The sequence below is a fragment of the Photobacterium sp. AWH4_225 genome (assembly GCF_056158405.1).
In genome coordinates, this window is the sequence record NZ_JBSWTF010000004.1 from 134066 (window position 1) to 157264 (window position 23199).

The 23199-nt window shown below is 43.3% G+C and carries 24 protein-coding genes and 1 riboswitch; of the genes, 7 read left to right on the top strand and 17 right to left on the bottom strand.

The window, feature by feature from the left end; all coding sequences use genetic code 11:
* Positions 1–125: 125 nt before the first annotated feature.
* The 6 genes from ACXAD4_RS17985 to ACXAD4_RS18010 form a co-directional block, all read right to left on the bottom strand.
* The gene (locus ACXAD4_RS17985) at positions 126–1619 is read right to left on the bottom strand and encodes a tripartite tricarboxylate transporter permease (protein ID WP_107296720.1); all 1494 of its coding nucleotides are present in this window, start codon (positions 1617–1619) and stop codon (positions 126–128) included.
* A 9-nt stretch (positions 1620–1628) separates the two neighbouring features.
* Positions 1629–2075, bottom strand: a complete 447-nt coding sequence (locus tag ACXAD4_RS17990) for a tripartite tricarboxylate transporter TctB family protein (RefSeq protein ID WP_475243169.1) — start codon at positions 2073–2075, stop codon at positions 1629–1631.
* A 62-nt stretch (positions 2076–2137) separates the two neighbouring features.
* Entirely contained in the window at positions 2138–3097 is a 960-nt protein-coding gene (locus ACXAD4_RS17995; RefSeq protein WP_475243170.1) for a Bug family tripartite tricarboxylate transporter substrate binding protein, read from the bottom strand.
* 104 nt (positions 3098–3201) lie between these two features.
* Positions 3202–3927 (bottom strand): IclR family transcriptional regulator, encoded by a 726-nt coding sequence (locus ACXAD4_RS18000; RefSeq protein WP_475243171.1) that lies wholly within the window; start codon positions 3925–3927, stop codon positions 3202–3204.
* A 385-nt stretch (positions 3928–4312) separates the two neighbouring features.
* Positions 4313–5887, bottom strand: a complete 1575-nt coding sequence (locus ACXAD4_RS18005) for a BCCT family transporter (protein WP_475243172.1) — start codon at positions 5885–5887, stop codon at positions 4313–4315.
* A 501-nt stretch (positions 5888–6388) separates the two neighbouring features.
* The gene (locus tag ACXAD4_RS18010; protein ID WP_475243173.1) at positions 6389–7720 is read right to left on the bottom strand and encodes an NCS2 family permease; all 1332 of its coding nucleotides are present in this window, start codon (positions 7718–7720) and stop codon (positions 6389–6391) included.
* Positions 7721–7806: 86 nt separating this feature from the next.
* Positions 7807–7906, bottom strand: a riboswitch (purine riboswitch).
* Positions 7907–8134: 228 nt separating this feature from the next.
* On the opposite strand from ACXAD4_RS18010, the gene ACXAD4_RS18015 reads away from it, so the two are divergent.
* Positions 8135–10021 carry a PhoX family protein gene (locus ACXAD4_RS18015; protein ID WP_475243174.1) on the top strand — a complete coding sequence of 629 codons (1887 nt, stop codon included), beginning with the start codon at positions 8135–8137 and terminating at the stop codon, positions 10019–10021.
* Positions 10022–10047: 26 nt separating this feature from the next.
* Here the strand turns inward: ACXAD4_RS18015 and ACXAD4_RS18020 are convergent, their stop codons facing one another.
* The 3 genes from ACXAD4_RS18020 to ACXAD4_RS18030 all read right to left on the bottom strand — a co-directional run bounded on the left by ACXAD4_RS18020 (position 10048) and on the right by ACXAD4_RS18030 (position 12066).
* Positions 10048–10614 carry a peptide-methionine (S)-S-oxide reductase gene (locus ACXAD4_RS18020; protein ID WP_475243176.1) on the bottom strand — a complete coding sequence of 189 codons (567 nt, stop codon included), beginning with the start codon at positions 10612–10614 and terminating at the stop codon, positions 10048–10050.
* Between the two features lie 51 nt (positions 10615–10665).
* Entirely contained in the window at positions 10666–11511 is an 846-nt protein-coding gene (locus ACXAD4_RS18025; RefSeq protein ID WP_475243177.1) for a patatin-like phospholipase family protein, read from the bottom strand.
* Between the two features lie 78 nt (positions 11512–11589).
* Positions 11590–12066 carry a hypothetical protein gene (locus ACXAD4_RS18030; protein ID WP_475243178.1) on the bottom strand — a complete coding sequence of 159 codons (477 nt, stop codon included), beginning with the start codon at positions 12064–12066 and terminating at the stop codon, positions 11590–11592.
* A gap of 179 nt (positions 12067–12245) precedes the next feature.
* Here ACXAD4_RS18030 and msrP point away from each other — a divergent pair, with 179 nt between their 5' ends.
* From msrP to ACXAD4_RS18060, 6 genes are all read left to right on the top strand, one after another.
* Positions 12246–13256 (top strand): protein-methionine-sulfoxide reductase catalytic subunit MsrP, encoded by a 1011-nt coding sequence (gene msrP / locus ACXAD4_RS18035; protein ID WP_475243179.1) that lies wholly within the window; start codon positions 12246–12248, stop codon positions 13254–13256.
* A gap of 75 nt (positions 13257–13331) precedes the next feature.
* Complete coding sequence (gene msrQ / locus ACXAD4_RS18040) at positions 13332–13985, top strand: protein-methionine-sulfoxide reductase heme-binding subunit MsrQ (protein WP_475243181.1); 654 nt, start codon at positions 13332–13334, stop codon at positions 13983–13985.
* A 301-nt stretch (positions 13986–14286) separates the two neighbouring features.
* A complete protein-coding gene (locus ACXAD4_RS18045; protein ID WP_475243183.1) occupies positions 14287–14778 on the top strand; it encodes a hypothetical protein in 492 nt (163 codons plus the stop codon).
* 6 nt (positions 14779–14784) lie between these two features.
* Complete coding sequence (locus ACXAD4_RS18050; protein WP_475243184.1) at positions 14785–16122, top strand: MATE family efflux transporter; 1338 nt, start codon at positions 14785–14787, stop codon at positions 16120–16122.
* 185 nt (positions 16123–16307) lie between these two features.
* Positions 16308–17717: an amidohydrolase gene (locus ACXAD4_RS18055; RefSeq protein WP_475245578.1), complete on the top strand. Its 1410-nt coding sequence runs from the start codon at positions 16308–16310 to the stop codon at positions 17715–17717.
* A gap of 278 nt (positions 17718–17995) precedes the next feature.
* On the top strand, positions 17996–18397 hold the full coding sequence (locus ACXAD4_RS18060; RefSeq protein ID WP_475243185.1) for a hypothetical protein: 402 nt from the start codon (positions 17996–17998) through the stop codon (positions 18395–18397).
* Between the two features lies 1 nt (position 18398).
* Here ACXAD4_RS18060 and ACXAD4_RS18065 read toward each other — a convergent pair whose 3' ends face one another.
* The 8 genes from ACXAD4_RS18065 to ACXAD4_RS18100 form a co-directional block, all read right to left on the bottom strand.
* Entirely contained in the window at positions 18399–18851 is a 453-nt protein-coding gene (locus ACXAD4_RS18065; protein ID WP_475243186.1) for a YHS domain-containing (seleno)protein, read from the bottom strand.
* A 66-nt stretch (positions 18852–18917) separates the two neighbouring features.
* A complete protein-coding gene (locus ACXAD4_RS18070) occupies positions 18918–19205 on the bottom strand; it encodes a hypothetical protein (RefSeq protein WP_475243187.1) in 288 nt (95 codons plus the stop codon).
* A gap of 269 nt (positions 19206–19474) precedes the next feature.
* On the bottom strand, positions 19475–19717 hold the full coding sequence (locus tag ACXAD4_RS18075; protein WP_107296735.1) for a DUF3297 family protein: 243 nt from the start codon (positions 19715–19717) through the stop codon (positions 19475–19477).
* A 120-nt stretch (positions 19718–19837) separates the two neighbouring features.
* Positions 19838–20446 (bottom strand): class I SAM-dependent methyltransferase, encoded by a 609-nt coding sequence (locus tag ACXAD4_RS18080; protein WP_475243188.1) that lies wholly within the window; start codon positions 20444–20446, stop codon positions 19838–19840.
* Between the two features lie 20 nt (positions 20447–20466).
* Positions 20467–20886 carry a GNAT family N-acetyltransferase gene (locus ACXAD4_RS18085; protein WP_475243189.1) on the bottom strand — a complete coding sequence of 140 codons (420 nt, stop codon included), beginning with the start codon at positions 20884–20886 and terminating at the stop codon, positions 20467–20469.
* A 20-nt stretch (positions 20887–20906) separates the two neighbouring features.
* Positions 20907–21524: an HAD family hydrolase gene (locus ACXAD4_RS18090; protein ID WP_475243190.1), complete on the bottom strand. Its 618-nt coding sequence runs from the start codon at positions 21522–21524 to the stop codon at positions 20907–20909.
* A 129-nt stretch (positions 21525–21653) separates the two neighbouring features.
* Positions 21654–21992, bottom strand: a complete 339-nt coding sequence (locus tag ACXAD4_RS18095) for a GFA family protein (RefSeq protein WP_475243192.1) — start codon at positions 21990–21992, stop codon at positions 21654–21656.
* 318 nt (positions 21993–22310) lie between these two features.
* Entirely contained in the window at positions 22311–23156 is an 846-nt protein-coding gene (locus ACXAD4_RS18100; RefSeq protein ID WP_475245580.1) for a hypothetical protein, read from the bottom strand.
* Between the last annotated feature and the right edge of the window lie 43 nt (positions 23157–23199).

Consider the following 23199-nt stretch of genomic DNA (forward strand, 5'->3'; position numbering starts at 1 on the left):
TGATGAGAACAACAAAACCCTGCGGTTTAGCTTCCCATGAAGCTAAACCACCTAAACATTGACTATGTGCTTGGTAATGGTCCTAGATAATTAACTAGGCTTTAATTTCTATATATCGATAAAAATTAATATTGCTCTCCATGAGTATGCTGGCCCTTTGATGCAAACTTTTTCTTTATTAATGGTGAGAACAAGGAAACCAAGATAAGAATAAAGAAAACCCAACAGATTCCTGTCGATAAGAATGTACTTGCATCGCCTCGTGACATAAGTAACGCTCGGCGGAAGTTGCTCTCTGCCATAGGTCCAAGGATTAACCCAAGAATAACCGGTGACGATGATATTTCCAGCTTCTGGAAAAAGTAACCAAGAAATCCGAAGAACAGCATAACAACAACATCAAACATGTTGTTGGCTAAAGCATATGAGCCAACAAAACAGAGCAAGAAAATAATCGGTACGAGCGCAGCTTTAGGTACAGACAATACTTTGGTAAAAATACGTACACTATTCAAGCCAAGCACTAGCATACAAACGTTAGCGATAAGCAAACCAATAAATATTGCATACACAGTGGGTGCATCATTGGCAAATAAAAGTGGACCAGGTTGTAAGCCTTGTACTGTTAACGCACCAATCATAATGGCGGCTACGGCATCGCCCGGTACACCTAAGGTCAGCATAGGGATCAATGCCCCACCCGTTACCCCATTATTGGCTGCTTCTGGTGCAGATATTGCCTCAGGAACACCAGTACCAAACTTTTCAGGATGCTTAGAAATACTCTTCGCTTGTCCATAGGAAATAAACGATGCGATGTCTGCACCGACGCCTGGGATAGAGCCAATAAACGCGCCTAATGAACCGAAAGGAATACTGTTCTTGATAATGACCCCCCAGTCAGAGCGTCGTGGAATAACATGGGTGATCTTGCCCGTTGACTTTGGCTTTTTCAGTATGTCTTCTACCCCAATCAATGCTTGGCTCATCGCAAATAGACCAATCATTACAGGGATAAAATTAATGCCGCTGTAAAGGTTCATATAGTCAAAGGTAAAGCGCATATTGCCCGTAATGTCGTCGATACCTATCGTGGCAAGTAAAATACCTAGCCCACCGCTTAGTAACCCTATCAGCAAAGATTTACCGGATATCGAGGAGATAATGCACAAACCAAACATGGCCAGCATAAAGAATTCAGGGGCGCTGAACTTGAGAGCAAACTTCGCCAATATCGGAGAGATTAAAATCAAAAATATGCAGCTAATTAAACCACCAAGAAACGAACTTGTCGTTGAAATACCTAGCGCTCTTCCCGCCTCTCCTTTGCAGGCCATTTTATAGCCATCCAAAGCGGTGGCTGCAGAGGCTGGTGTTCCTGGGGTATTAAGTAAAATAGCCGCCATTGAACCACCGTAGACTGCGCCAACATACACACCAATCAGCAACAATATACTAGGTACTGCATCCATTCCGAATGTCAGTGGCAATACCAGAGCAACACCCATGGTTGTGGTTAGCCCAGGTAAGCACCCTATACACATCCCACCAGCAACGCCAAGTATTATATATAAGATAATAGATGGTTGCAGAACCAAATTTAACGCTTCAGCTAACATCATTAACTCCTAAAATAAAATACCGAATCTAAAAGGGACTTTCAGAACATAGTTAAAGATGCAGTAAACCACGGTAGTAATAACTAACGAAAAAACTATTCTTTGAAGTAACTTGTAATTGCTAAACCAAGTAGTAAATCCATATAGCATTACAAAAGTAGATACCACAAAACCAATTACATTCATGCAAACGAAGTAAACAACTAACGCCACCATAGTGATGTATACGCGTATTTGATTATCTCCGAGAAGCTCTAAAGGCAAGTTTTCTTTTTCTCTAAGTGCCGTAATACCAACAATAAACGCCGCTACAAACATGATTGCCGAAATCAATATTGGCCAAACACCAGGACCAGGCACTCCTCCTCTAGAGTCTGGTAACTGGTTTGCAAAATATATCGTAAAGAGGGATAGCGCCATAAACATGGCTGATATAACAAGCTTTCCATATCTCATAATGACTTCCTAACTGCATGGGTCAATGGCACCAACCCTGTGCCATTGACCCACAGTGCCAGTTATTTATTTAGACCAATACTTTCAATTAATTGCTTATAGAAGTTATCTTCGTTTGCAATTTTCTGAGCAAATTTCTCAGTCCCGATGACTTCAATATCATTGTTAGTATTGTTCATGAACTTAACAAAGGTCTCTGTCTCTGCCGCATTAAGAATCGACTTAGTTAGAAAATCTACTGTCTCTTCTGGCGTATTGGCTGGAACCGCATAACCACGCCATGTACCGATAACTACGTCATATCCGAGCTCTTTCGCTGTTGGGACATCTGGATTGTCTTTCAGACGGTTTGGCGCAAGAACAGCCAAAGCTCTTAATGTGCCTGCTTCGACATGAGACGCGACTTCAGCGTAAGAAACAGATACACCATCTAGGTGATGACCAAGTAGTGAAGTAATTGCCGCTGAAGACCCCTGGAAAGGTACATGGGTAAACTCAACCCCAGCAGCTTGCTCCATACCTGCGCCTGCTAGGTGCCAAATTGAGCCAGTCCCCGAGTTACCAAATAGAAGGTTATTTGTTTTAGCGCCCTCAATAAGTTGGTCTAGATTCTTATAAGGTGAGTCGGAAGGCACTGTAATTGCCGCGTAGCCTGAGTTAACCATGGCAAGAGGCTTGAATTTTTTATAATCAATATCGCCACCATTACCAGTGTGAGGAAGCATAACCAGCTCTGGTGCAATCATGGTCACGATGGTGCCGTCAGCTTTTGAGTTCATGCCATATGACATGCCAATCAATCCTGCACCACCCGTCCTGTTTTCTACTGCGATACCTTTTGGAAAATCAGGCTTTAGTGCTTCTGCTAATGCACGGCTCACACTGTCTGAGCCACCACCCGCTGAATAAGGTACAATAATTTTAACTGGTCCATCTGGGTAATTATTGGCTGCAGTGGCAGTTGAAATACTGGTTGCTGCAAATACAGCAGACATCATGACAGCGGTAATTAACTTTTTCATTTTTGACCTCTTATTATTACACGACCCAATTTAAAAAATAAATAGGCATGGGTACTGGTAGTTGTGTTTGTATATGGAGTAGAGTACGTATTTAAATACGAATATTAATTAAGTTGTTTAGATATCGATTGACAATATTTAGTAATTAATGGAATTAACTCCTTCATCCTTTCCTCTGGCATATATTCTTTAACACTAGTTACAGAAACTGCCGCAATGATATTGTGATATTTATTTCTAATTGGTACTGCAACACAACGAACTAAATCTTCGTTATCTTCCAAGTCATAGCTATAGTCATGCTTTGAGTATTCTTCCATCCTACTCATCATTGAATTAACACTATGTGGAATTTGTGCGTTTATCAGGCGTGCCCATTCTGTTTTCGGCATATCTATCATTAGCGCTTTGCCGATGCCAGTAGCAGAAAGAGGCAAACGATCGCCAACTTGAGAACGAAGCTGTATGGTTCGCTGACCTGGAATTTTGTCTAAATAGAATATTTGATCCTCATCCTTAATACCCAGGTGCACCGTTTCTTTAGTAACAGATGACAACTCACGTAGGTAAGGCTTTGCAATTTCCTTCAGTGGCATATCTTGTTGAGCACGAACACCTAATTGGATCACTTTGGTTCCCAGCACCAAGCCAATCCCTTTCACCTCGCGGACGTAACGTGCTTCGATCAGGCCCTGCAAAATTCGATGTACCGTCGATTTGGGTAAACCGAGTCGTATGCAGATATCTTTTAGCTGACGATCACCCGCCGCTATCGCATCGACTACATCAAATGCTTTTGCTAATGCCTGATTACCCTTTGACTTGAGCATATACACTCCTTAAAACCCTCGAGAAAAAATATAGCGGACATGAAGTTAAAATATTGTGATCAATATCCACGTTCCACCTTGTAATATGCTGTTCCCACATTGTGGAATTTTCGGAAGAAATAAAGCAGTAATTAGCTTTGTTTGTTTGGGTAGATAAATATTGGGGTATGCAATAAGACTTTATTTTGAAGGGTTAAACACTGTGGGGAAATAGATAACAGGATGAATTAAAAGAAGTAATGCATCATTACCAAGCTATTTATAGCTAGCAAGACAAAATTATTAATCTCGTAAAAACGGAATAAAAAAAAGGATCTGATGTAATCAGATCCTTTTGTATATTCAGTCAATTATCATGACAGCATTTATATGCCATCAAGAAACTTTACTTATTGTATTTCTCAGTGCTAAAGCCCATCAGCAAGCTTACACACATTAGCAACAAGATAAAGACAAATGGCAATGCCGTCGATATAGCTCCTGCTTGCAGCGCTTCAATAGCTTCTGTGCCACCTACGTAAAGTAGAACTGCAGCAACAGCACCTTCAATGAAAGCCCAGAAGATACGCTGCGGCATTGGCGAGTCAATCTTACCGCCAGCAGTGATGTTATCGATAACCAGTGAGCCTGAGTCAGATGAAGTGATGAAGAACACCATGACCAAGATGATTGCCGTTACTGATAGCAATGTACTTAGCGGTAGTGATTCAAACATTTCAAACATCGCAAGCGGTACAGAAGTCAGACCGTTTTCGCCCAACACGCCGACACCGTTGATCACTTGATCAATCGCTTGGCCGCCGAATACTGACATCCAAAGCGTAGTGATTAGCGTTGGTACAATCAGCACTGCAACCATGAATTCACGGATAGTACGCCCTTTCGATACACGAGCGATGAACATACCAACAAATGGTGACCAAGAAACCCACCAAGCCCAGTAGAAAATAGTCCAACCGTGTAGCCAAGTTTGGTCTTCACGGCCATGTGGGTTACTCAGTGCGAAGAAGTTTTTCGCATAACCCGCAACGGTTGTTGGTACTGTGCCCATTGAGATAGCGAAGCCAGCCAATGCAACAAACACCAGTAGCGCCAAAGCAACAAGCATGTTGATGTTACTTAGCAGCTTAACACCACCGTCTATACCACGAGCAACCGAGATAACAGCTAGCAATGTAACAATCGCAATAACGGCGATTTGAAGGCCAATACCGCCTGAGATACCGAATACGTGTTCAATACCGCTAGCTGCCTGCTGTGCGCCCAAGCCAAGTGAGGTTGCAAGGCCAAACAAGGTTGCAAGCACAGCAAAGATATCAATGATGTGACCCGGCCAGCCCCATACACGATCGCCAAGGATTGGGTAGAAAATGGAACGGATGGAAAGAGGAAGGCCTTTATTGTAGGCAAAGAACGCCAGAGAAAGCGCAACCACACCGTAGATAGCCCAAGGATGTAAACCCCAATGATACATTGTTGCACCCAATGCAAGCTCGACCGCAGCCGGCGTGTTGGGATCAACATTCAGCGGAGTACCAAACCAACCTGTGTAATAAGCCACAGGTTCTGCCACACTCCAGAACATCAGGCCGATACCCATACCCGCTGCAAACAGCATCGCCAGCCAAGACATACGAGAGTAGTCAGCTTCGGCATCTTGACCACCGATACGGATTTTACCGAAAGGCGAGAAAATAAGGCCTAAGCAGAAGATAACGAAGATGTTACCTGACCAAAGGAACAAAGCATCGAAGTTGTTGATGATGCCATTTTTAACGCCATCCAATGCCGCTTTTGATGATGTTGGGTCACTCACCAAAATGGCTACGATGAATAGAACAATCAAACCAGCACTGGTACCGAAAACAGGGTTATGAACATCAAACCCCCATTTCTGGATGTTATCCTGCCCTACCGTATAATCCGTATTATCTATGCTGTATCTATCAACTTTTTTCATTGTATTTTCCTACAAGCATGCCGAAGCACTTCGGAAGCATTATCTGACCTATCAGTAAGATTAGACTGATGGGCCAGATAATGTCTCAGTCGCGCCTCGGCACAAAATAGTTAGCCCTGTAAATAATCAAACAGTGGGTAGATCAAACCATTTCCACCCCTAGAGTGTCAAGTTTTGCTATAAATCAACGTTTAAAGGACAATCTTTGACCAAAAAATGTTAGTTTTATGCTCATCAGAAGCATATTCCAATAACCAATTTCTTTTGTGAACTAATCATTATTGCTTCTAGCAGATAAATATTACTTCTTTATTTCTTCCCTCTTTACCAGCCTTTGGGCATGCAAATATAATAGTGTTATTGCATATAAAGTTAGGCTTATCGAACTAAACTCTCATTATTTTGCTGGTCGTATTGCTGTCGCTTCGCCTTTACTGATGCCTAAACGAAAAAGCGGCCCTGAGGCCGCTTCAATTTACAATTTTGCTTACTGGGCTGTTTTTAGATAAACAACAAGTAACCCAAAAACATAGCCGCTAGCGAGTAAATCACCGGATGTACTTCTTTTGCTTTACCAGCCACTACCATTGAGAACGCGTAGCTAACAAAGCCCATTGCCATACCGTTCGCCGGAGAGAAAGATAGCACGGTGAACATGATGGTAAAGAAAGAAGCGATACGTACTTCAATGATATCCCAACGGATCTTGGCAATACGGCCAATCATGTAGATACCTACAACAACCATCGCCGGAGCAACCATTGCCGCCGAGAAGATAGAAAAAATTGGGTAGAAGAATAACGAGGCGAAGAACATACCGGCTGCCACTACGGCACTCAGGCCTGTCTTGGCGCCTTGTGATGATGCAATACCTGACTCAGAGAATGCTGTTACAGACGTTGTACCTAGAACCGCACCAACAACTGTACCGCCCGCATCCGCAACCAGCGCAGACTTGGCATTTGGCACTTTACCATCCTTATCAATGATGCCCGCATCACGGCCTACACCGACGATGGTGCTCAAGCCGTCGAAGAAGTCGACAATCAAGAAAATCAGCACAACAAATAGTAGGTCGAACATTTTCTCTGGTGTGAAGCCTGAGAAATCAAAAATCTGCCCGAAAGTTGGTGCAATGCTCGGTGGAAACGAAACAATTGAATCTGGGATCGGTGCATTGCTGGTGCCGAATACAAAATCGGCAGCGACCGTTAGAACAATCGCAGAGATAAAAGCAAAGAATGTGGCCAGTTTGATATTGCGGATCATACAAGCCAGCGCGATGAAGATGGAGATATAGGCAATCGCCACCTGAGGGTCACGGATGTCGCCCAGGCTAACAAGAATGATCGGGTTTGATACGATAATGCCGGCGTTCTTAAGGCCAAGGAAAGCAATAAACAAACCAAGCGATACTGAAATAGCCAGTTTTAGATCTTCTGGAATAGACTCAATCAAGCTCTTGCGGATTGAAGTCATACTCAACAGAAGGTAAATGATACCTGAAATGAAGATACCTAATAGCGCTTCATGCCACACTAAGGCAATAGTGCCGCTCAGTAGAACACCCTTAAAAAAGCCGTTCATACTCATACCCGGTGCAAGCATAACTGGGTAGTTACCCCAAATACCCATCACCAAGGTAGCTAAACCTGAAGCAATCGCTGTTGCTGTGAATAGCGCTCCCCTATCCATTCCAGGGATATCCCCCAAAATAGCAGGGTTAACGGCAAGGATGTAGCTCATCGCCAAAAAGGTAATGAAACCTGCATACATTTCTGTCGAAACAGTGGTCTTTCGCTCAGAAAGTTTAAATATCTTTTCCAAATTCACAACAAATACCTAAGGGCAAAAAATCATAGGAAAGATATTATTAAATAGATACTTAGCGAGAATAGTATGAACCAACACGTATAACTATTAAGCTACGGGTAAATTGTAGTTTCAGGAATAGGTCCTGAAGTAGAAACTTTTGGTCCGTCTCACCAAAAATATACAATTTAATAATTCTTGGGCGCGGATTTTAATGGTCTGAGTTTTGATTTCAATCTTGCAAATTGAAAAAAGCGACCCCTGAAACATTTTGAAACAATATAAAGCAAACGTTTGCGTCGCCATCGCAATAATGCTTCGCCTTCGTAAACTGACGTTCACCAAACTGATACATTTCTGTCACAATACCCCTATAGGATACTGACAACAAAATGCATAACAGCCTAATATTGCGATAATAAAAAGGAAGCAAAAATGAGCGCCAAATCTGATTTCTCTCTCCGCGCAGAACCTGAGTTTAATCAAATCATCGAAAAAGGACTTAACCGTCGTCAGTTCCTCAAAGCCTCTTCAGCAGCAGGTACTGTCGCATTTTTCGGTGCATCTCCACTATCGAGCGCAATTGCGGCATCGAAAGACAACAAGAATTTGATTGGCTTTGAAGCTATTCCTGCTTCTACTGAAGATAAAGTCATTGTGCCAAAAGGATACCAAGCTGATGTCCTTATCTCTTGGGGTGATCCACTGTTTAAAGGTGCACCGGCATTTAGCCAAAAGGCTGACAGTAAAGCTCAAGCGCTTCAGTTTGGTGACAACAATGACGGTATGACTTTCTTCCAGATCACCGATGATCGCGGCGTCTTGTCAATCAACAATGAATATACTAACCATGAATACCTTTTTGCCCATCAGGGGAAAGAGATGTCGGCTGATGACGTTCTCAAGTCACAGAACGCTCATGGTATCTCTGTCGTCGAACTGAAAAAGGTCAATGGCCAGTGGGAAGTCAACCTAGAGGGTCGATTAAACCGCCGCATTACCGCTAACACTGAGATGGAATTAACAGGTCCTGCAGCCGGTGATACCCTTTTGAAAACAGCTGCCGACCCTAAAGGCACCAAAGTACTCGGTACTTTCAACAACTGCGCTAATGGTGAAACGCCATGGGGGACTTACCTCACCTGTGAGGAAAACTTCAATGGGTTGTTTGGTTCAAAGGAAAGTCCTGCCCTTGACAGTAATTATGCCCGCTACGGCCTGAACACAGAGGGCTCAGGTTACGATTGGTTCAAGCATGATGATCGTTTTGATCTGGCTAAAAACCCGAATGAACCGCACCGCCACGGCTGGGTCGTCGAAATCGATCCGATGAATCCTAATTCGACGCCGAAAAAACGTACGGCTCTGGGTCGCTTCAAGCATGAGAACGCAGCTTTGACTATCAACAATGACGGTCATGTTGTGGTTTACTTGGGCGATGACGAGCGCGGTGAACACCTCTATCGCTTCGTTTCCAAAAACAAATACAACCCAAGTAATCCAAATGCCAACCGCGACATCCTTGATGAAGGCACCTTGTATGTGGCCAAATTCAATGCAAAAGACAATGAACTGGAAGGTAAAGGTGAATGGATTGAATTAACCTTCGGCAAAAACGGTCTAACCAAGGAAAACGGCTTTAATAGTCAGGCTGAAGTACTTATCTTCGCTCGTAAAGCTGCCACTCAAGTTGGCGCAACCACCATGGACCGTCCAGAATGGGTCGCGGTAAACCCTAAGAACCAGAGCGTATTCTGTACCCTGACCAACAACAAATACCGTGGTGTTAAAGCTAATCAACCTGTTGATGCGGTCAACCCACGCGAAAAGAACCCGTATGGCCACATCGTTCGCTGGATGCCATCGGGCCAAGACCATACCTCGAACAACTTCGATTGGGATCTATACCTCATTGCTGGTAACCCTACCGTACACGAAGGATTGATGGGCGGCAGTGACAATATCAATGCCGACAACATGTTCAACAGTCCAGACGGTATTGGTTTTGATAATGCCGGACGCCTTTGGATCCAAACAGATGGCAAGTACTCTAATACCGGTGACTTTGCCGGTATGGGGAACAACCAAATGCTGTGTGGCGATCCAGAGAGTGGCGAAGTGCGTCGCTTCCTGACAGGCCCTATCGCTTGTGAAATTACGGGATTAACATTTAGCCCAGATCAGAAAACCATGTTTATTGGTGTACAGCACCCAGGTGAAGATTTAGCGCCTTCCCATTTCCCTGACGGCGGTAACACAATCCCGCGTTCGTCAGTAATTCGTATCACCCGCACTGATGGCGGTATCATCGGCGCGGCTTAATACAACTAGAACCATAACTCACTAGCTCATTTTGGCGGATCTTCGGATCCGCCTTTTTTCACTGTAGAGTCTTCTTCCCTAGCCAGTTCAATGACACCCCGTTTATCTGCACTAATGTGCTCACCAAAACGTGTTAGTAATATCTGTAACTTGGGCAAGATCTGCCCCTCGCAAAACGGCCGGTTAGGATGATTGAAAAAGTAATTCTGCTTTTCATCATCACAAGGTTCAAACTCACCCGCGGCTTCTACTTGAGTGACCAACCGATCACTAAAGTCACTCTGGTGCAACTTCAATGCTTCAACAGCCCTCTCGCTTTGAGGATCCGAGTAAGCATAAATGACAGAAGGATAACGGGTGCGAAGCGCATGATCGGAGGTGCAATGATGAGTATGGAGGTGAACAGCAACTAATACATCTACCGATATTTTCAGTGGGTCGTATTCCACCAGCACAGCTTCAAAACGTTCAGATGCATTAAACGCACTTATCCACCCCTGCTCAGCCGAGATCACGCCTTCGAGAGATTGAAACACAGCTTCCATGCACCAATAGCAGCTACCAGAAAAGCCTAATTGCAGTGTTTTCAACATGTTTACGACCTTGCTAACTGTTACCTCTAACCATTGAAGTGTAGCGTGGTCTTAAGGTGCTAGCTGTTTTGCCGCTTGGATACCCTGCTCATAGCCTTGCTGTAATTTACGGCTATCGGTGGTCACCCGCCCTACCTCAAAGTTATCAGGGGGTGTTATCACCTTAACTTGACAGTCTTCCGGCGGATTGTAGATAAAATCTATCGCACTATTATAGCTGTCGGCACGCTGCATCATTGCCTGTGCCAAATTAGGTTTATCATGGAGCAGTTTCCTTACCAGCCAAGCACTTCTCGGCGCTTTCTTTCGATAACCTTTCGGACGAGAAAGCACCACTGTAATATCTCTGGCCCCCATCTCGTACGCTTTGATAACTGGAATAGAATCGGCCACTCCGCCATCCGTCATTTGATATCCATCCAATTCGGGATAATGGCGGTAAGCTAACGGTACAGCGCAAGAAGCCTTAAGTAATTGATTAAGGTTTTGCTCAGTAGCTTGAATATAATGCGGCTCACCATTGTTAACATTAGTTGTTACAACAAATAGCGGGATCGGTTGCTGTTCTAGTTCCCAGCCATCGATAGGAATTTCATCAATCGTCACATCCCAAAGCCAATCAATATCCAGCCAGTGGCCACCACGGATAAAACGGGGTAAGTCGATAAATTGCTTGCGGCATGAGTAGTCGGTGATCACACGATGTGAGCGGCCATACTGGTTTGCCAACCATGCAGCCAAATTCGTCGAACCCGCAGAAACGCCAATACAGAAATCAAAGCTTCGATACTCTGTGTCGAGAAAATGATCCAGCACACCTGCTGCAAAAATCCCTCTCATTGCTCCACCTTCAACGACTAACGCTGACTTTGTTCCTAGTGTGCCTTCTATGATCATACTGTCTAAAACTCCTTTTGATTCAGACAGTTTAGAATAAGAACTCTAAATATTAACTGAAGGAAAGTAACAAATTGCTTAAAATTGGATCTCTGCCATATTAAACCGATTTTTTGCATCACCAAATGCTGGATTATCAGGCTGATAATACTCTGGAGGCATGCGTTCATCATAACCAAGCCGGGTTAATTTCTGCCACTCATCTCGTGACAGGATCACGAAGTCGAGGTGTTCATCCAACAGTTTACCAATCGACTCTACTGTCAGCTCATCATCACGAACGAGAGTTTTTAACTTCCCCGTTAGCACCGATAACGGTAATACCATTTCACGAACCGTCTCTTTTCGCGTTTTACAGGCTCTCGCTTTTTCTGATGGTTTAGCAAATTGAAAGATCAGCTGCCAATCAGGCTTGCCGTACTTGGTGACGAGATTATGCCGGTAGCAGTAATAAGCTTCAAAATACTGACGCAACGAGTGATAACGCTCGTTAAAGGCTTCTAGATAGATATGCTGCAACTCAAGGTTGGCACTGAGATCATTGGTTGCGACCATAACAGCTCCATATTTCCCTATTAATTAAATACGTACTGAATTACTCATTCCAGTTACTTTGGGCGCTGACCTTACCTGCTTTGATCTGATTTTCCAACGAAATCTGACTTTAGGATGAAATTTATCGCTAAGTGGCTAGGTCTACTTGTTTAACATCATCTTTGGTAAAGGAATATTCAATGCTAATCAAAAGACCCTCTCAGTTATCTCTGAGCGAAAATGAGGCCACTCCTGAGGCTATTTACAAGCAAAGACGCACCATCTTGAAGGCATTGGGTATTACTGTTGCAGGTTTACCTCTCGCGCAAACCGCCCAGGCTGGTCTTTTCGATGGTTTTGGTAAAAAAGAAACAGCAGTTGATAAAAGACGGGCTTTGGCTTCTACATCATCACCTTATTCAAATAAAGCCTTGTCCCTCACCCCAGAAGACAAGGTTCTCGAATACAATAACTTTTACGAATTTGGCACGGACAAATCAGACCCTGCCGCAAGAGCCCAAAACTTCAGAACTAACCCTTGGAATATTGAAATTGGCGGGCTGGTTAGTAATCCGATCACATTAGGTTATGAGGACCTATTCAAGTCTTTTCCTATCGAGGAACGCATTTACCGTCTTCGCTGTGTCGAGGCGTGGTCGATGAATATTCCTTGGCTGGGATTTCCACTAGCATCGCTACTCAGGAAAGCGGGGCCACTCAGTACTGCCAAGTATGTCGCCTTCGAAACCCTATATGACCCTAAACAAATGCCCGGGCAAGCTTCTCGACGCCTAGGTGGTGGTATTGATTACCCCTATGTTGAAGGGTTGAGGCTGGATGAAGCCATGCACCCTCTGACTCTGATGTCTGTCGGCCTCTATGGCAAAACATTGGCTCCGCAGAACGGTGCACCAATTAGGTTGGTAGTGCCATGGAAATACGGCTTCAAGAGCATTAAATCGGTAGTGAAGATCACGTTGACCGATAAACAACCACCAACAACCTGGAACATACTGGCACCTAACGAATACGGGTTCTATGCCAATGTAAACCCAAAAGTGGATCACCCTCGTTGGAGTCAATCCAGTGAACGTTTTATTGGTGAAGGCAGTATCTTTAGTAGTCGCCGCCAACCAACCAAGATGTTCAACGGCTATGAGTCTCAAGTCGCCTCGTTATACAAAGGCTTAGATCTCAAACGAAATTACTAACCAACCACTTATGTAACCAAGCTTCAATCACAAGAGCTTAAAGGCATTAAACGGGATATATATCAGGAGAGCTACATGCCATTACAAATGACGACTCAATGGCGATTAAAGATGACGCCACGCCAAGTGTTTTGGCTAAAAGTACTGATCCACGGTGTGTCCCTTATTTTCGTTGGACAGTTGGTATACCTTACGCTTTCCGGTGGCTTAGGTGCTGATCCCGTACAAGGGATCAGTCACTACACAGGTAAAGCCGCCTTAAACACCTTATTGTTAACGCTGTGCATTTCACCACTGGCAAAATTGCTAAAAGCAGGGATGCTGGTACGCGTTCGTCGCCTACTCGGCTTGTATTGTTTTTTCTGGGCTGTACTGCATCTGACTGGCTATATTGCACTAGATTTGAATTTCAACTGGTCACTCCTACTCGATGAGATAGTTAGCAGGCCTTATCTTACCGTCGGTGCGGTAAGCTGGATAATATTGCTAGCCCTAGCAGTTACTTCAACTCAGGGCATCCAGCGACGGATGGGCAAACACTGGCAGAAGCTTCACAACTGGGTGTACCTTGCGACCTTACTATCACCTATTCATTATATCTGGTCGGTAAAATCAGGGCATATCGAGCCGATCATTTACATTTTTATTGCACTAAGTCTTCTGGCATTTCGCTACAAAACCTTTATCAAGAGGCTTCCTGTTAAGCTAAACACCATACGTGTTAAATAAGTCACTGTTTCACCCCAACTAAATCACTGATATTAAGTGCTCATAGTCATTTTTCTGATACGATATAGATATCTACGTCCATAACGGACTTTAAGGCTGGAGAAAAGGGTTCCCACTCCAGCCTATGCTGTGAGCTAGTGGGGCAAACTTGTTTTCTGAACAACTAATATCTGAATACCTTTCAACCAGCATTGAGCAGTTTCAACAAGACTGCTCAAAATTGTGTGCGCAACATTACCCTACGGTTCATAACCGAGGAATGCGTGAGAATCACCTTGGAAAAGCACTTTGCCGTAGAATTATGGCCACACTGCAACAAGCAGAATTCGCCCCTCACTTCTCGCAACTCAAAAATGATGACCAGATCTCACAGCCAGTATTTGTGCTAGAAACTACGGATTTCACCATTGCGGTTGTAGCTCACCGTTTACTTAGCGCCAACAAGGCGTGCCGGAATGGTTTGGTTTCCACTATTGCCAATGTAAAAAGCAATCTTTCATTGTCAAAAACCTCTTTTATTGTTGTGGTTGCTGATCATTGGTTTGATCGCAGCAAAGCCAGTAAAGAGATCCCTGCTTGGTGGCTTGGCCAGTTACCTGCCAATTTCGATGACTATGTCAAAGACGGCATCAAGTTGATGGAATCAACTGATCATATTGCCGCTCAGTTACTCAACGAGCACCAAGTTTCTGATGGAGAGTATCATCTCCATCATCCCCTAAAGCGTGAATCAAACAATAAGACTGTACACAAATACCTCTTATTAAGTGCCTTTATCCCATTACATAAGTAGTTAGCTATGTCTTCAGCTTCACACCTTTCGCTCAAGGAAGATTCGATCGGTCGTCTTTTCTTACGCTATACCATGCCCACTATTGCCGCTATGCTGGTAACCGGGATTTATGTCGCTATCGACGGTATGTTTGTCGGCCACTTTATTGGTGAAAATGGCCTTGCCGGTATTATGCTCGGCTACCCCATAGGCTCAATCCTGTATGCACTTGGTGCAATGATTGGTATGGGTGCCTCTGCGTTGGTATCGATTAAGTTAGGTGAAGGCAACGAACAACAGGCGAAAAACATTGTTGGCAATGCACTCTCTTTGTGCGTTGTCATATCTCTAGTCACCTGCACCCTTGGCGTAATTTATGGAGAAGCACTGCTTCGCTGGCTAGGCGCTGAAGGTGAAATCTTAAAGATGGCTTCTGACTATCTGTTTTGGTATTTCACCCTTGGTGCCTTTCCAATTATCTCAATGGCTTTTTCTGCACTACTGAGAAACGACGGTCAGCCAAATCGCGTTACCTTAATCATGATTTTGGGTGGTGTACTAAATGTTGTTTTAGATTGGCTGTTTATTGTCGTGATCCCTTGGGAGCTAACCGGTGCAGCGATTGCAACCATGTTATCTCAACTGGCGACAGCCCTACTCTGCCTGCAGCATTTCTTCTCAGATAAGAGCCAGCTTCGTATTACCTGGCAAACGCTTAAACTAAGGTGGCACGATGTTGGTCAAATCTGCCAGCTCGGCTTTTCCAGCCTACTTATGTATCTTTACCTCTCTGTGGTACTGACACTGCATAACAAAGCCTTTTTGTGGGTTGGTAAGCCAATTCATGTGGCGGCATATGGCATTGTTAGTTACACCGAAGCCTTCTTTTATCTGATCTTTGAAGGCATTGCGCTCGGTATACAACCGATTACAAGTTACAACACTGGTGCAGGTCGTCATGATAGAGTTATCGCCGTCAGAAATCTCGCTTTTGCTGCAACATTAGGGTTTGCGTTATTAGGTGTAGCGTTTATTTATAGCCAGCCAGACTGGCTCGTCTATGCCTTTGCTGGTGACAACCCAGCCCTTCACCCTGTTGCTGTTAACGGCATTCAGCATTATTTCTGGGGCCTGCCAATGGAAGGGATGCTGTTAGTCGGCGCAACCTATTTCCAGTCAATCAACCGTGCTCGCGAAGCTTCGATGCTATCTGGTGGTAAACTGATCCTCATCAGTCTATTCATTTTTGGTCTCGCAAAAGTATTAGGTGTCGATGGCGTTTGGATTGCTCTCCCTATGTGTAGTACCGTGCTAACCATATGGATGGTTTATGCGCTACGTAAGCAACATATGAAACAGCGCTAAAGTGTAACTACGGGGCGACGCAAACGTTTCGCTCCGTATTTTCGATGCTTTATTGCGCGACTTTCATCGATAGTCCACCCAAGAAAGTGACCATGCTCACAGAATGTGATCAGACTCTGCAATACTGATTTTCAATAGATTGCTATTAGGTATTATCTGCGCAATTTCATTGATGTCTGGTGATGATCATGTTCAAAAAAACTCTTGTTGCAGTTTCCCTTGCTGCCGCCTCCCTCGCTAGTGCTTCTAGCCTTGCCGCCGAAAATGTTGACTTGCTGATCAAAAACGCAACTGTCTTGACGATGGATGAAGACAAAAACGTTTATGAAAACGGCTTAGTTGCAGTAAAAGAAAATAAAATTGTTGCAGTTACTGACGGCAGCGACCTTAAAGAGTTTGAGGCCAAGAAAATCATCGATGCTGATGGTGATATCGTGATGCCGGGTTTGATTAATACCCACACCCACGTATCAATGACAGTTTTCCGCTCGCTAGCCGATGACGTGCCTGACCGACTGCACCGCTACATCTTCCCGCTAGAAAAAAAACTAGTATCTCGTGACATGGTTCGCATCGGTGCTCAACTGGGTAACGTAGAAATGCTGAAAGGCGGTGTTACTACTTACGCAGACATGTATTACTTCGAAGATGAAGTCGCGAAAACTGTTGATGAAATTGGCATGCGCGCCATCTTAGGTGAAACTGTCATCATGTTCCCTGTTGCCGATGCGGCGAATGCCGATGAAGGTATCAAATATGCAGTTAACTTCATTGAAGAATACAAAGATCACCCTCGTATTACTCCAGCTTTTGCACCACATGCGCCATATACCAACACAACAGAGACACTAAAAAAGATTACTGAGCTGTCGTTGAAGTATGATGTACCTGTCCTTACCCACCTGGCTGAGTCAGATCGTGAAGAAGAAGTCATCGCAGAACGTAGCGGTGGTATGTCTCCGGTTGAGTACATGGCGGATATCGGTGCACTAACACCTAAGCTTATAGGCGCACACGTTATTCATGTCAGCGACAGCGATATTGAGTTGCTGAAAAAGCATGACGTAGGTATTGCCCACAACATGAGTGCGAATATCAAGTCAGCCAAAGGCGTATCTCCAGCAATGAAGATGCAGGAAGAAGGTCTGCGTATTGGCCTAGGTACTGATGGCCCAATGTCTGGTAATACCATCTCTACCATTGATGAGTTCAACCAGGTTGCTAAAGTACACAAGCTAGTTAACCAAGACCGTGCGGCTATGCCTCCGGTTAAAGTGATTGAAATGGCAACCATTGGTGCAGCCCGTGCTCTTCACATGGAAGACACTATCGGCTCACTAGAAGTTGGTAAACTGGCTGATATCATTGTCATCGATACCAAAGCGCCAAACATGGTACCGGTTTACAACCCATATTCTGCACTGGTTTACTCTGCTTATGCACCAAACGTTAAGCACACCATTGTTGACGGTAAAATCCTAATGAAAAACCGCGAAATGACAACCGTTGACGAAGACAAAATCCGCCAAGAAGCATTGGATTTTGCCGACAAAGTCCGTCAAACAGTTATCGAAAGTGGCGAAGTGGTTCAATAAACATCAAGCATCTTTTGAATAAAATTAAACACCGCCAGCTGGCGGTGTTTTTCATGAAGCACTTAATTGCCAGTGATTAACTTAATAATCAAACTTCATCGATTCAATCAAACTTATTATCTAGAAAAAAAGCCCTATTCCTTTTAGGATGCCGGTTCAAAAATAAAGTCACACGCTAATTATTATAATCGCGAGAAGCTATGTTCAAGGTAAGAGAAAGGTTCCAAACCGTCAGTGTATATAATCAGTACGATCTAGATTGTGCACTGCGAGAGCTAATGGATGTTGAGATCCATTTGCAAGGTGACGTGTTTGAAATTTCTGCCGAGGATCTTTGTAGTGTGACACTTGTTGGCAGCGAAAACCGCAGAACAACACTAATCCTTAAAGGTGAACCTGAGTTGTCAGCCAGAATGGATACTAACCAAGCTGTACAACAGTTTTACCTGTCTAATTTTACCAATAGTATATTTGTGAATGTAAGTTTAACGGCCAACGAGCCCACAGAGTTACTCTTTGAATCTAAAGCAAATATTGATGCGAATGTAAATGTTTTCTATGACTTGTCAAAACTTGAAGTGCTATCACTAAGTCATGATCACTCAAACATTTCTCATCGCATCAGTTATGCAAGCAAGAAACCAGATACTGCACGTTTATTAGTAGAGCACCTAGCGTAAATTAATTGTCAGCGAGCAAAGTTGGCCAATTCTTATCGCCCTGCGCTATATGTTTCGGAACATTTTGCTGCCATTTCTTCTGTACAGATTTGCTGTAGTTTAGGTAAAGCTTGCCTTGGTGAATATACCAAGCATCCGGGTCTATTTTAGCAGTGTATCCCTGACTGACTGCCCACGCACAATATCCGCCATATTGCGGGGCATATTTATCAGGGTTCTGAACAAAAGCATCCCTATTAGTAGCAGATGAAAAATACCATTCGGCCCCCTTCCAGTGATAGGTATAATCATCGTCGCCGCGTACGGGTTTGCTCTGTGTAAAATAAGCGACGGGATCGTACCCTTTTATCGCCTTGCCGAAGAAGTCACTATACACTGGCTCTAATGCCATTGCCGGTAATGCTAGGCTCCCCCAAAGAGTAAAAGCAGCAAATATCCTAAGCATCAACTTCATAACTAGCCCACTCCATGTTCTATAAGTCAGTAGTATAGACACGATAAACAAGAGAAAAATTTCAATTTAGGTTCCTTCAAATTGTTTAATCACGCCTGCTGCAGACAACCTATTTTGCTTACTGACTCCAACTAAGCTTCGCAATTTGCGAATATCGGCAACCAACAAACGAATATGACTTCTTTTTTGCTCTCGGTGAGAGCGATTTGACGGACAGGTAAATTCTCTGCGCTCTCTCAGAGAATCGCATAATCTACGCTCGAAGATCACCAGTAGCTCAGATGGTGTATAGCGGAAAAGATCAGTGCTTAGCACGACATGAAATGACACGGCTTCCAAATACGTACCTTTCATATTTGCCTCCTATGGAAGAGTGTTAAGGCTTCAGTTCCTCTAGATGTGTTGGAATCGTTTTGCTGTTTAACTGCTTTACCTGTTTAAGTTATGAGCTAGCAATTTATCGGCCAATCCATTATTGGTTGGTCTATACGAGAACAAAATGAAGAATCAGGTTGTGGTATTGAGTAACTTAATTGGGAGGGCTTGAGGGAGTGGAAGTCTAGAACATACAGTGTTTGGAACATATAGAGCCTGAGTAGGCTCTATATGTTAATAGCAGCGACTTAAACGTAGTACGCTTCTACTGTACCCTTAAGGGTGATCAGAATTGGCTGGCCGCGGCGATCCAACGCTTTAGGCGAAGGGATTTTTACCCAACCTTCACTGATGCAGTACTCTTCAACATCTGTACGCTCTTTGCCGTTAAGACGGATACCGATCGCGTGCTCGAAGCACTCAGCCACGTGGTGTGGGCTGCGAGGGTTACATGCAAGATGATCTGGCAATGCTGGTTTAGAATCGCTCATAATTATGACCTGGTTATAGTAAAAAGTGCGTCATTGTAGACAATGCTTGCTTGGCACTCAAGCACTGTAATCGTAGTTGAAGCAGTTATTTACCTCAAATCAGATACCTCAAAAGAAGAACTACTGTTTTTCTACAATCAGATAAGTATGCAACTCTGGGTATTGGTCAAATTCAAGGTGTCTTATCGCGCAGCCAAGTTCTATGAAAAGGTTTAAGAACCCATTGGTGCCAAGCGATGAATAATAAACATCTGGTCCCATAAAGTTATCAGTATGGGCGCCTTCTTCAGCAGTACCACCAAAAGAAAAGATAAATACCCCACCACTATTAAGGCTTTCGATAATTTTAGTCAGTACATTGCGCTGCTCTGCAAGCGGAATATGCCAAACACTGTCCCAAGCAGTGATAAAGTCATACTTCTCGATCAACTGAAACTTGCATATATCAGCATGGATAAATCCAATTTGTGGATGACGTTTCCTCGCAAGCACCAGCTTCTTCTCAGATACATCAATGCCTGAAATAGCATTCGCTCCAAAGCCCTCCTCCATTAGTAAGTCAATAAACCGACCTGTGCAGCCACAACCGATATCCAGCGCTTTGCCTTTGTTTTTCACAAAAGATAACGCTCGCTTATGTGCCTCTATCCCGTTGTTACGGTTAAAATCGTCACTTTCCCATAGATGGGTAATTTGGTCGTAGGCTTTACCAATCTGCTCAGGTTTCATAAATTATCCCTGCCGAATTTCTAAACAAGCTTTTCCATATAGATAAACTTTTCATCTTCACTGACGACAAGAAAGCCGCAGCGTTGATATAGATGAAATGCAGGGCTTATCTTAAAGACTCTAAGCCTAAGCTTCTCTGCGCAAGCCTGTTTACTCAGTCGCATCGCTTCATCTAAAGCTTTTGCACCTAACCCTTTGTTTTGAAATTCCCCACAGATCTGAAGATCGCGTAAATAACCGCCCTCACTATCAAATGACATCCGTATGACCCCAATAACTTCCCCATCATAGAGAATATCCCAGTTATCCAGGCACTGTATTTGCTCAAGTATCTTTGATTGTTCCCAGTGCACAGATAGCTGCTCATAATATGGGCGCATATTAAAAAATGTGATTTCAGCAGATTTAGTTAGGTTCTTAGACGGCTGATATGAAATCATTATTTACTTCCTTATATCCATCACAACACTAAGCCCAATTCTCGTAACTCTTCCTCACACTGCACTGCATTTTCAAATTGAATTGCGGCAATACCCTCAGCCTTAGCACCTTCGACGTTATATGGCATATCATCGATAAACACAGTCTCTGAAGGCTTAATATCATTTTGTTTCAACAAAGCTTGGTAAATGGCAGCTTGAGGTTTTAGTAAGCCTAAGTCAGCAGAAACTGTTGCACCTTCAAACAAGCTCCAGAACGAATAGGTCGACTTAAGGTAAGCTACAATTTCATGCACATTGTCGGTAAGCGCATAAACATTATAACCTGAGGCTTTGACACGCTTAACTAGATCAACAGAACCAAATATCTGAAGCTGGGTGTGCTTTACGTAGTAAAACAGCCGTTCACATTCTAGATCTGATAAGCCCAATGAAGTCTGATACCGTACCTTGGCTTCTTCTTCTGATATAAAGCCTTTGTTGAGATCCATCCAGGTATCAGATTGAAAGATGGCTTTGGCTAGCTCCTGGTGATCACGATCATTGCCAAATGTCAGCCTGATAATTTCTAAAGGAGCCCAACGTACAATGACATTACCGATATCAAACACGACGTTTTTAATGCTTGTTGATTTCATTCTTGCTCCTTTGAAGTAATCAGGTACGTTATCGTACATCTCACTAGAAATGACTTATGACATAGTGCCGTATAGTCTTAATGAAATACAAGTAAAATCAGCAAGTTCAATGGACTTGGCTCAAAGAGTCTAGTAGGACGCCCCATCGATTTTTCGTACGGGAATACTAGCGAGTACCTCGAATTCAGCCATTTTCATATTAACCGCCAAAATATTCGCATCGCATTTCTCTGTGGTTACATAGTGGGTTAGGCAACCACATGTATTACAGCGGTGAAATTCGACCTTTTTATCTCCCCAGCAATAGGATGCAGTTTTTTCACTACATTTCACTTCAACTTGCTTAGGAGAGAAGTAAGCCCAAGATGCAGCATACCGGCGGCAGATTGAACAGTTGCACTCACCCACTTCCTCGGGAATAACGTCTAGTTTAAGGCTTACATTGCCGCAGTGACATGTTAATTCCATTTAATAACCCCTTATATACTCAAGTTAACTGAAACCGTCTAAAGCACACCTTTTTCCGCCTAACCACCTACACAATAGAACTAACCAGATCTCATTTGCATAAGGTTCACTAATGTATCCATCTGTGCTGATGTTTGTATCATAAAATCATTCCGAGATGACCTTAAGTCCTTTTGTGATATCAGCCAAATTTAAATCATACGCGCACGCTATACTTAACCTTCAAAATAATCATACATGTTATACCCGGGCTTCAGGAGCGACTTGAACAACTTTTTTATACTTAGTCCCTCTTAAGAATAAATTCTTAAGGGGTTTTCACTTTTCTAAAATAAGGCATTGGTATTGCGCAATTTTAGCCAGCTCTGCTGTTTTACTCGGAAATTCAGATTCTAGGAAAAGCAAAGCATCAGCAAGCGTGATTTGGTGTAAATTTGAGGTGTAGTCGAATATTAAGCGATTCACTTGTTGGATAAAAATTTTTCTATCTTGTTGTGACTCGCACCGCTCCCAAATTGATAGATCAATATTATCGTCAGGGTCTTCCAGTGGGCTATTTGCTTGATGATATAAATTAGTAAGCATAGATTCATATTGAGTAGTTGATAACTGCTCTTTACAGCGTAACAACCATGCTAAGGTAATAAGGTTATGCCCAAAGAAACCAAATTGTTCAAGGCAAGATACCAATACATCTGAAACAACGAGCTTCTCTTTCTTAACTTCAACCTCGTTTGCACCGGAAAAGGTAGATGTAACAAACTCTGTAAAGCGATTTAAGAATGTTGGTACCTGGTCTGGACTTAGCTCTGAATACACTGAATTCATCGCAAGTAGAATCGTAACATTGTGGGACAGATACTCATTATTCAGTGAGGCTTTATTAGCAAAATGTTCAAAAATACCCTGAAAGCCTTTGCTTTGATACCACTGAAAGGTAGCTTGATATGATGCAGGGTAAATACCACGTTGTAACATACGATGAATACGAAATTCTGGTAATTGTGGAGCTTGTACTGATTCAACATATTCAGGCAAAACATGGATTGAATCATTCTTCATTAGCATTGATGTATGTAAAAATATAGCTGCGCCATTACCCAATCTCTCCGTCAGATAATTGGCTGACAAATATGCCTTTAAAGCATGAGGTTGATGAATTATTGCTCCACTATGAAGTGCCTATTCTAATAAATCTTGGTTGGTC

Excerpts from the sequence above, each read along its gene's own strand:
- ACXAD4_RS18030 (WP_475243178.1), bottom strand. The coding sequence starts at position 12,066 with ATGGTCGCAACCAATGATCTCAGTGCCAACCTTGAGTTGCAGCATATC.
- msrP (WP_475243179.1), top strand. The coding sequence starts at position 12,246 with ATGCTAATCAAAAGACCCTCTCAGTTATCTCTGAGCGAAAATGAGGCC.
- ACXAD4_RS17995 (WP_475243170.1), bottom strand. The coding sequence starts at position 3,097 with ATGAAAAAGTTAATTACCGCTGTCATGATGTCTGCTGTATTTGCAGCA.
- ACXAD4_RS18065 (WP_475243186.1), bottom strand. The coding sequence starts at position 18,851 with ATGAAGTTGATGCTTAGGATATTTGCTGCTTTTACTCTTTGGGGGAGC.
- ACXAD4_RS18095 (WP_475243192.1), bottom strand. The coding sequence starts at position 21,992 with ATGGAATTAACATGTCACTGCGGCAATGTAAGCCTTAAACTAGACGTT.
- ACXAD4_RS18085 (WP_475243189.1), bottom strand. The coding sequence starts at position 20,886 with ATGATTTCATATCAGCCGTCTAAGAACCTAACTAAATCTGCTGAAATC.
- ACXAD4_RS18070 (WP_475243187.1), bottom strand. The coding sequence starts at position 19,205 with ATGAAAGGTACGTATTTGGAAGCCGTGTCATTTCATGTCGTGCTAAGC.
- ACXAD4_RS18025 (WP_475243177.1), bottom strand. The coding sequence starts at position 11,511 with ATGATCATAGAAGGCACACTAGGAACAAAGTCAGCGTTAGTCGTTGAA.
- ACXAD4_RS18000 (WP_475243171.1), bottom strand. The coding sequence starts at position 3,927 with ATGCTCAAGTCAAAGGGTAATCAGGCATTAGCAAAAGCATTTGATGTA.
- ACXAD4_RS18045 (WP_475243183.1), top strand. The coding sequence starts at position 14,287 with ATGGCCACACTGCAACAAGCAGAATTCGCCCCTCACTTCTCGCAACTC.
- ACXAD4_RS18090 (WP_475243190.1), bottom strand. The coding sequence starts at position 21,524 with ATGAAATCAACAAGCATTAAAAACGTCGTGTTTGATATCGGTAATGTC.
- msrQ (WP_475243181.1), top strand. The coding sequence starts at position 13,332 with ATGCCATTACAAATGACGACTCAATGGCGATTAAAGATGACGCCACGC.
- ACXAD4_RS18060 (WP_475243185.1), top strand. The coding sequence starts at position 17,996 with ATGGATGTTGAGATCCATTTGCAAGGTGACGTGTTTGAAATTTCTGCC.
- ACXAD4_RS18075 (WP_107296735.1), bottom strand. The coding sequence starts at position 19,717 with ATGAGCGATTCTAAACCAGCATTGCCAGATCATCTTGCATGTAACCCT.
- ACXAD4_RS18080 (WP_475243188.1), bottom strand. The coding sequence starts at position 20,446 with ATGAAACCTGAGCAGATTGGTAAAGCCTACGACCAAATTACCCATCTA.
- ACXAD4_RS18005 (WP_475243172.1), bottom strand. The coding sequence starts at position 5,887 with ATGAAAAAAGTTGATAGATACAGCATAGATAATACGGATTATACGGTA.
- ACXAD4_RS18015 (WP_475243174.1), top strand. The coding sequence starts at position 8,135 with ATGAGCGCCAAATCTGATTTCTCTCTCCGCGCAGAACCTGAGTTTAAT.
- ACXAD4_RS18050 (WP_475243184.1), top strand. The coding sequence starts at position 14,785 with ATGTCTTCAGCTTCACACCTTTCGCTCAAGGAAGATTCGATCGGTCGT.
- ACXAD4_RS17985 (WP_107296720.1), bottom strand. The coding sequence starts at position 1,619 with ATGTTAGCTGAAGCGTTAAATTTGGTTCTGCAACCATCTATTATCTTA.
- ACXAD4_RS18020 (WP_475243176.1), bottom strand. The coding sequence starts at position 10,614 with ATGTTGAAAACACTGCAATTAGGCTTTTCTGGTAGCTGCTATTGGTGC.
- ACXAD4_RS17990 (WP_475243169.1), bottom strand. The coding sequence starts at position 2,075 with ATGAGATATGGAAAGCTTGTTATATCAGCCATGTTTATGGCGCTATCC.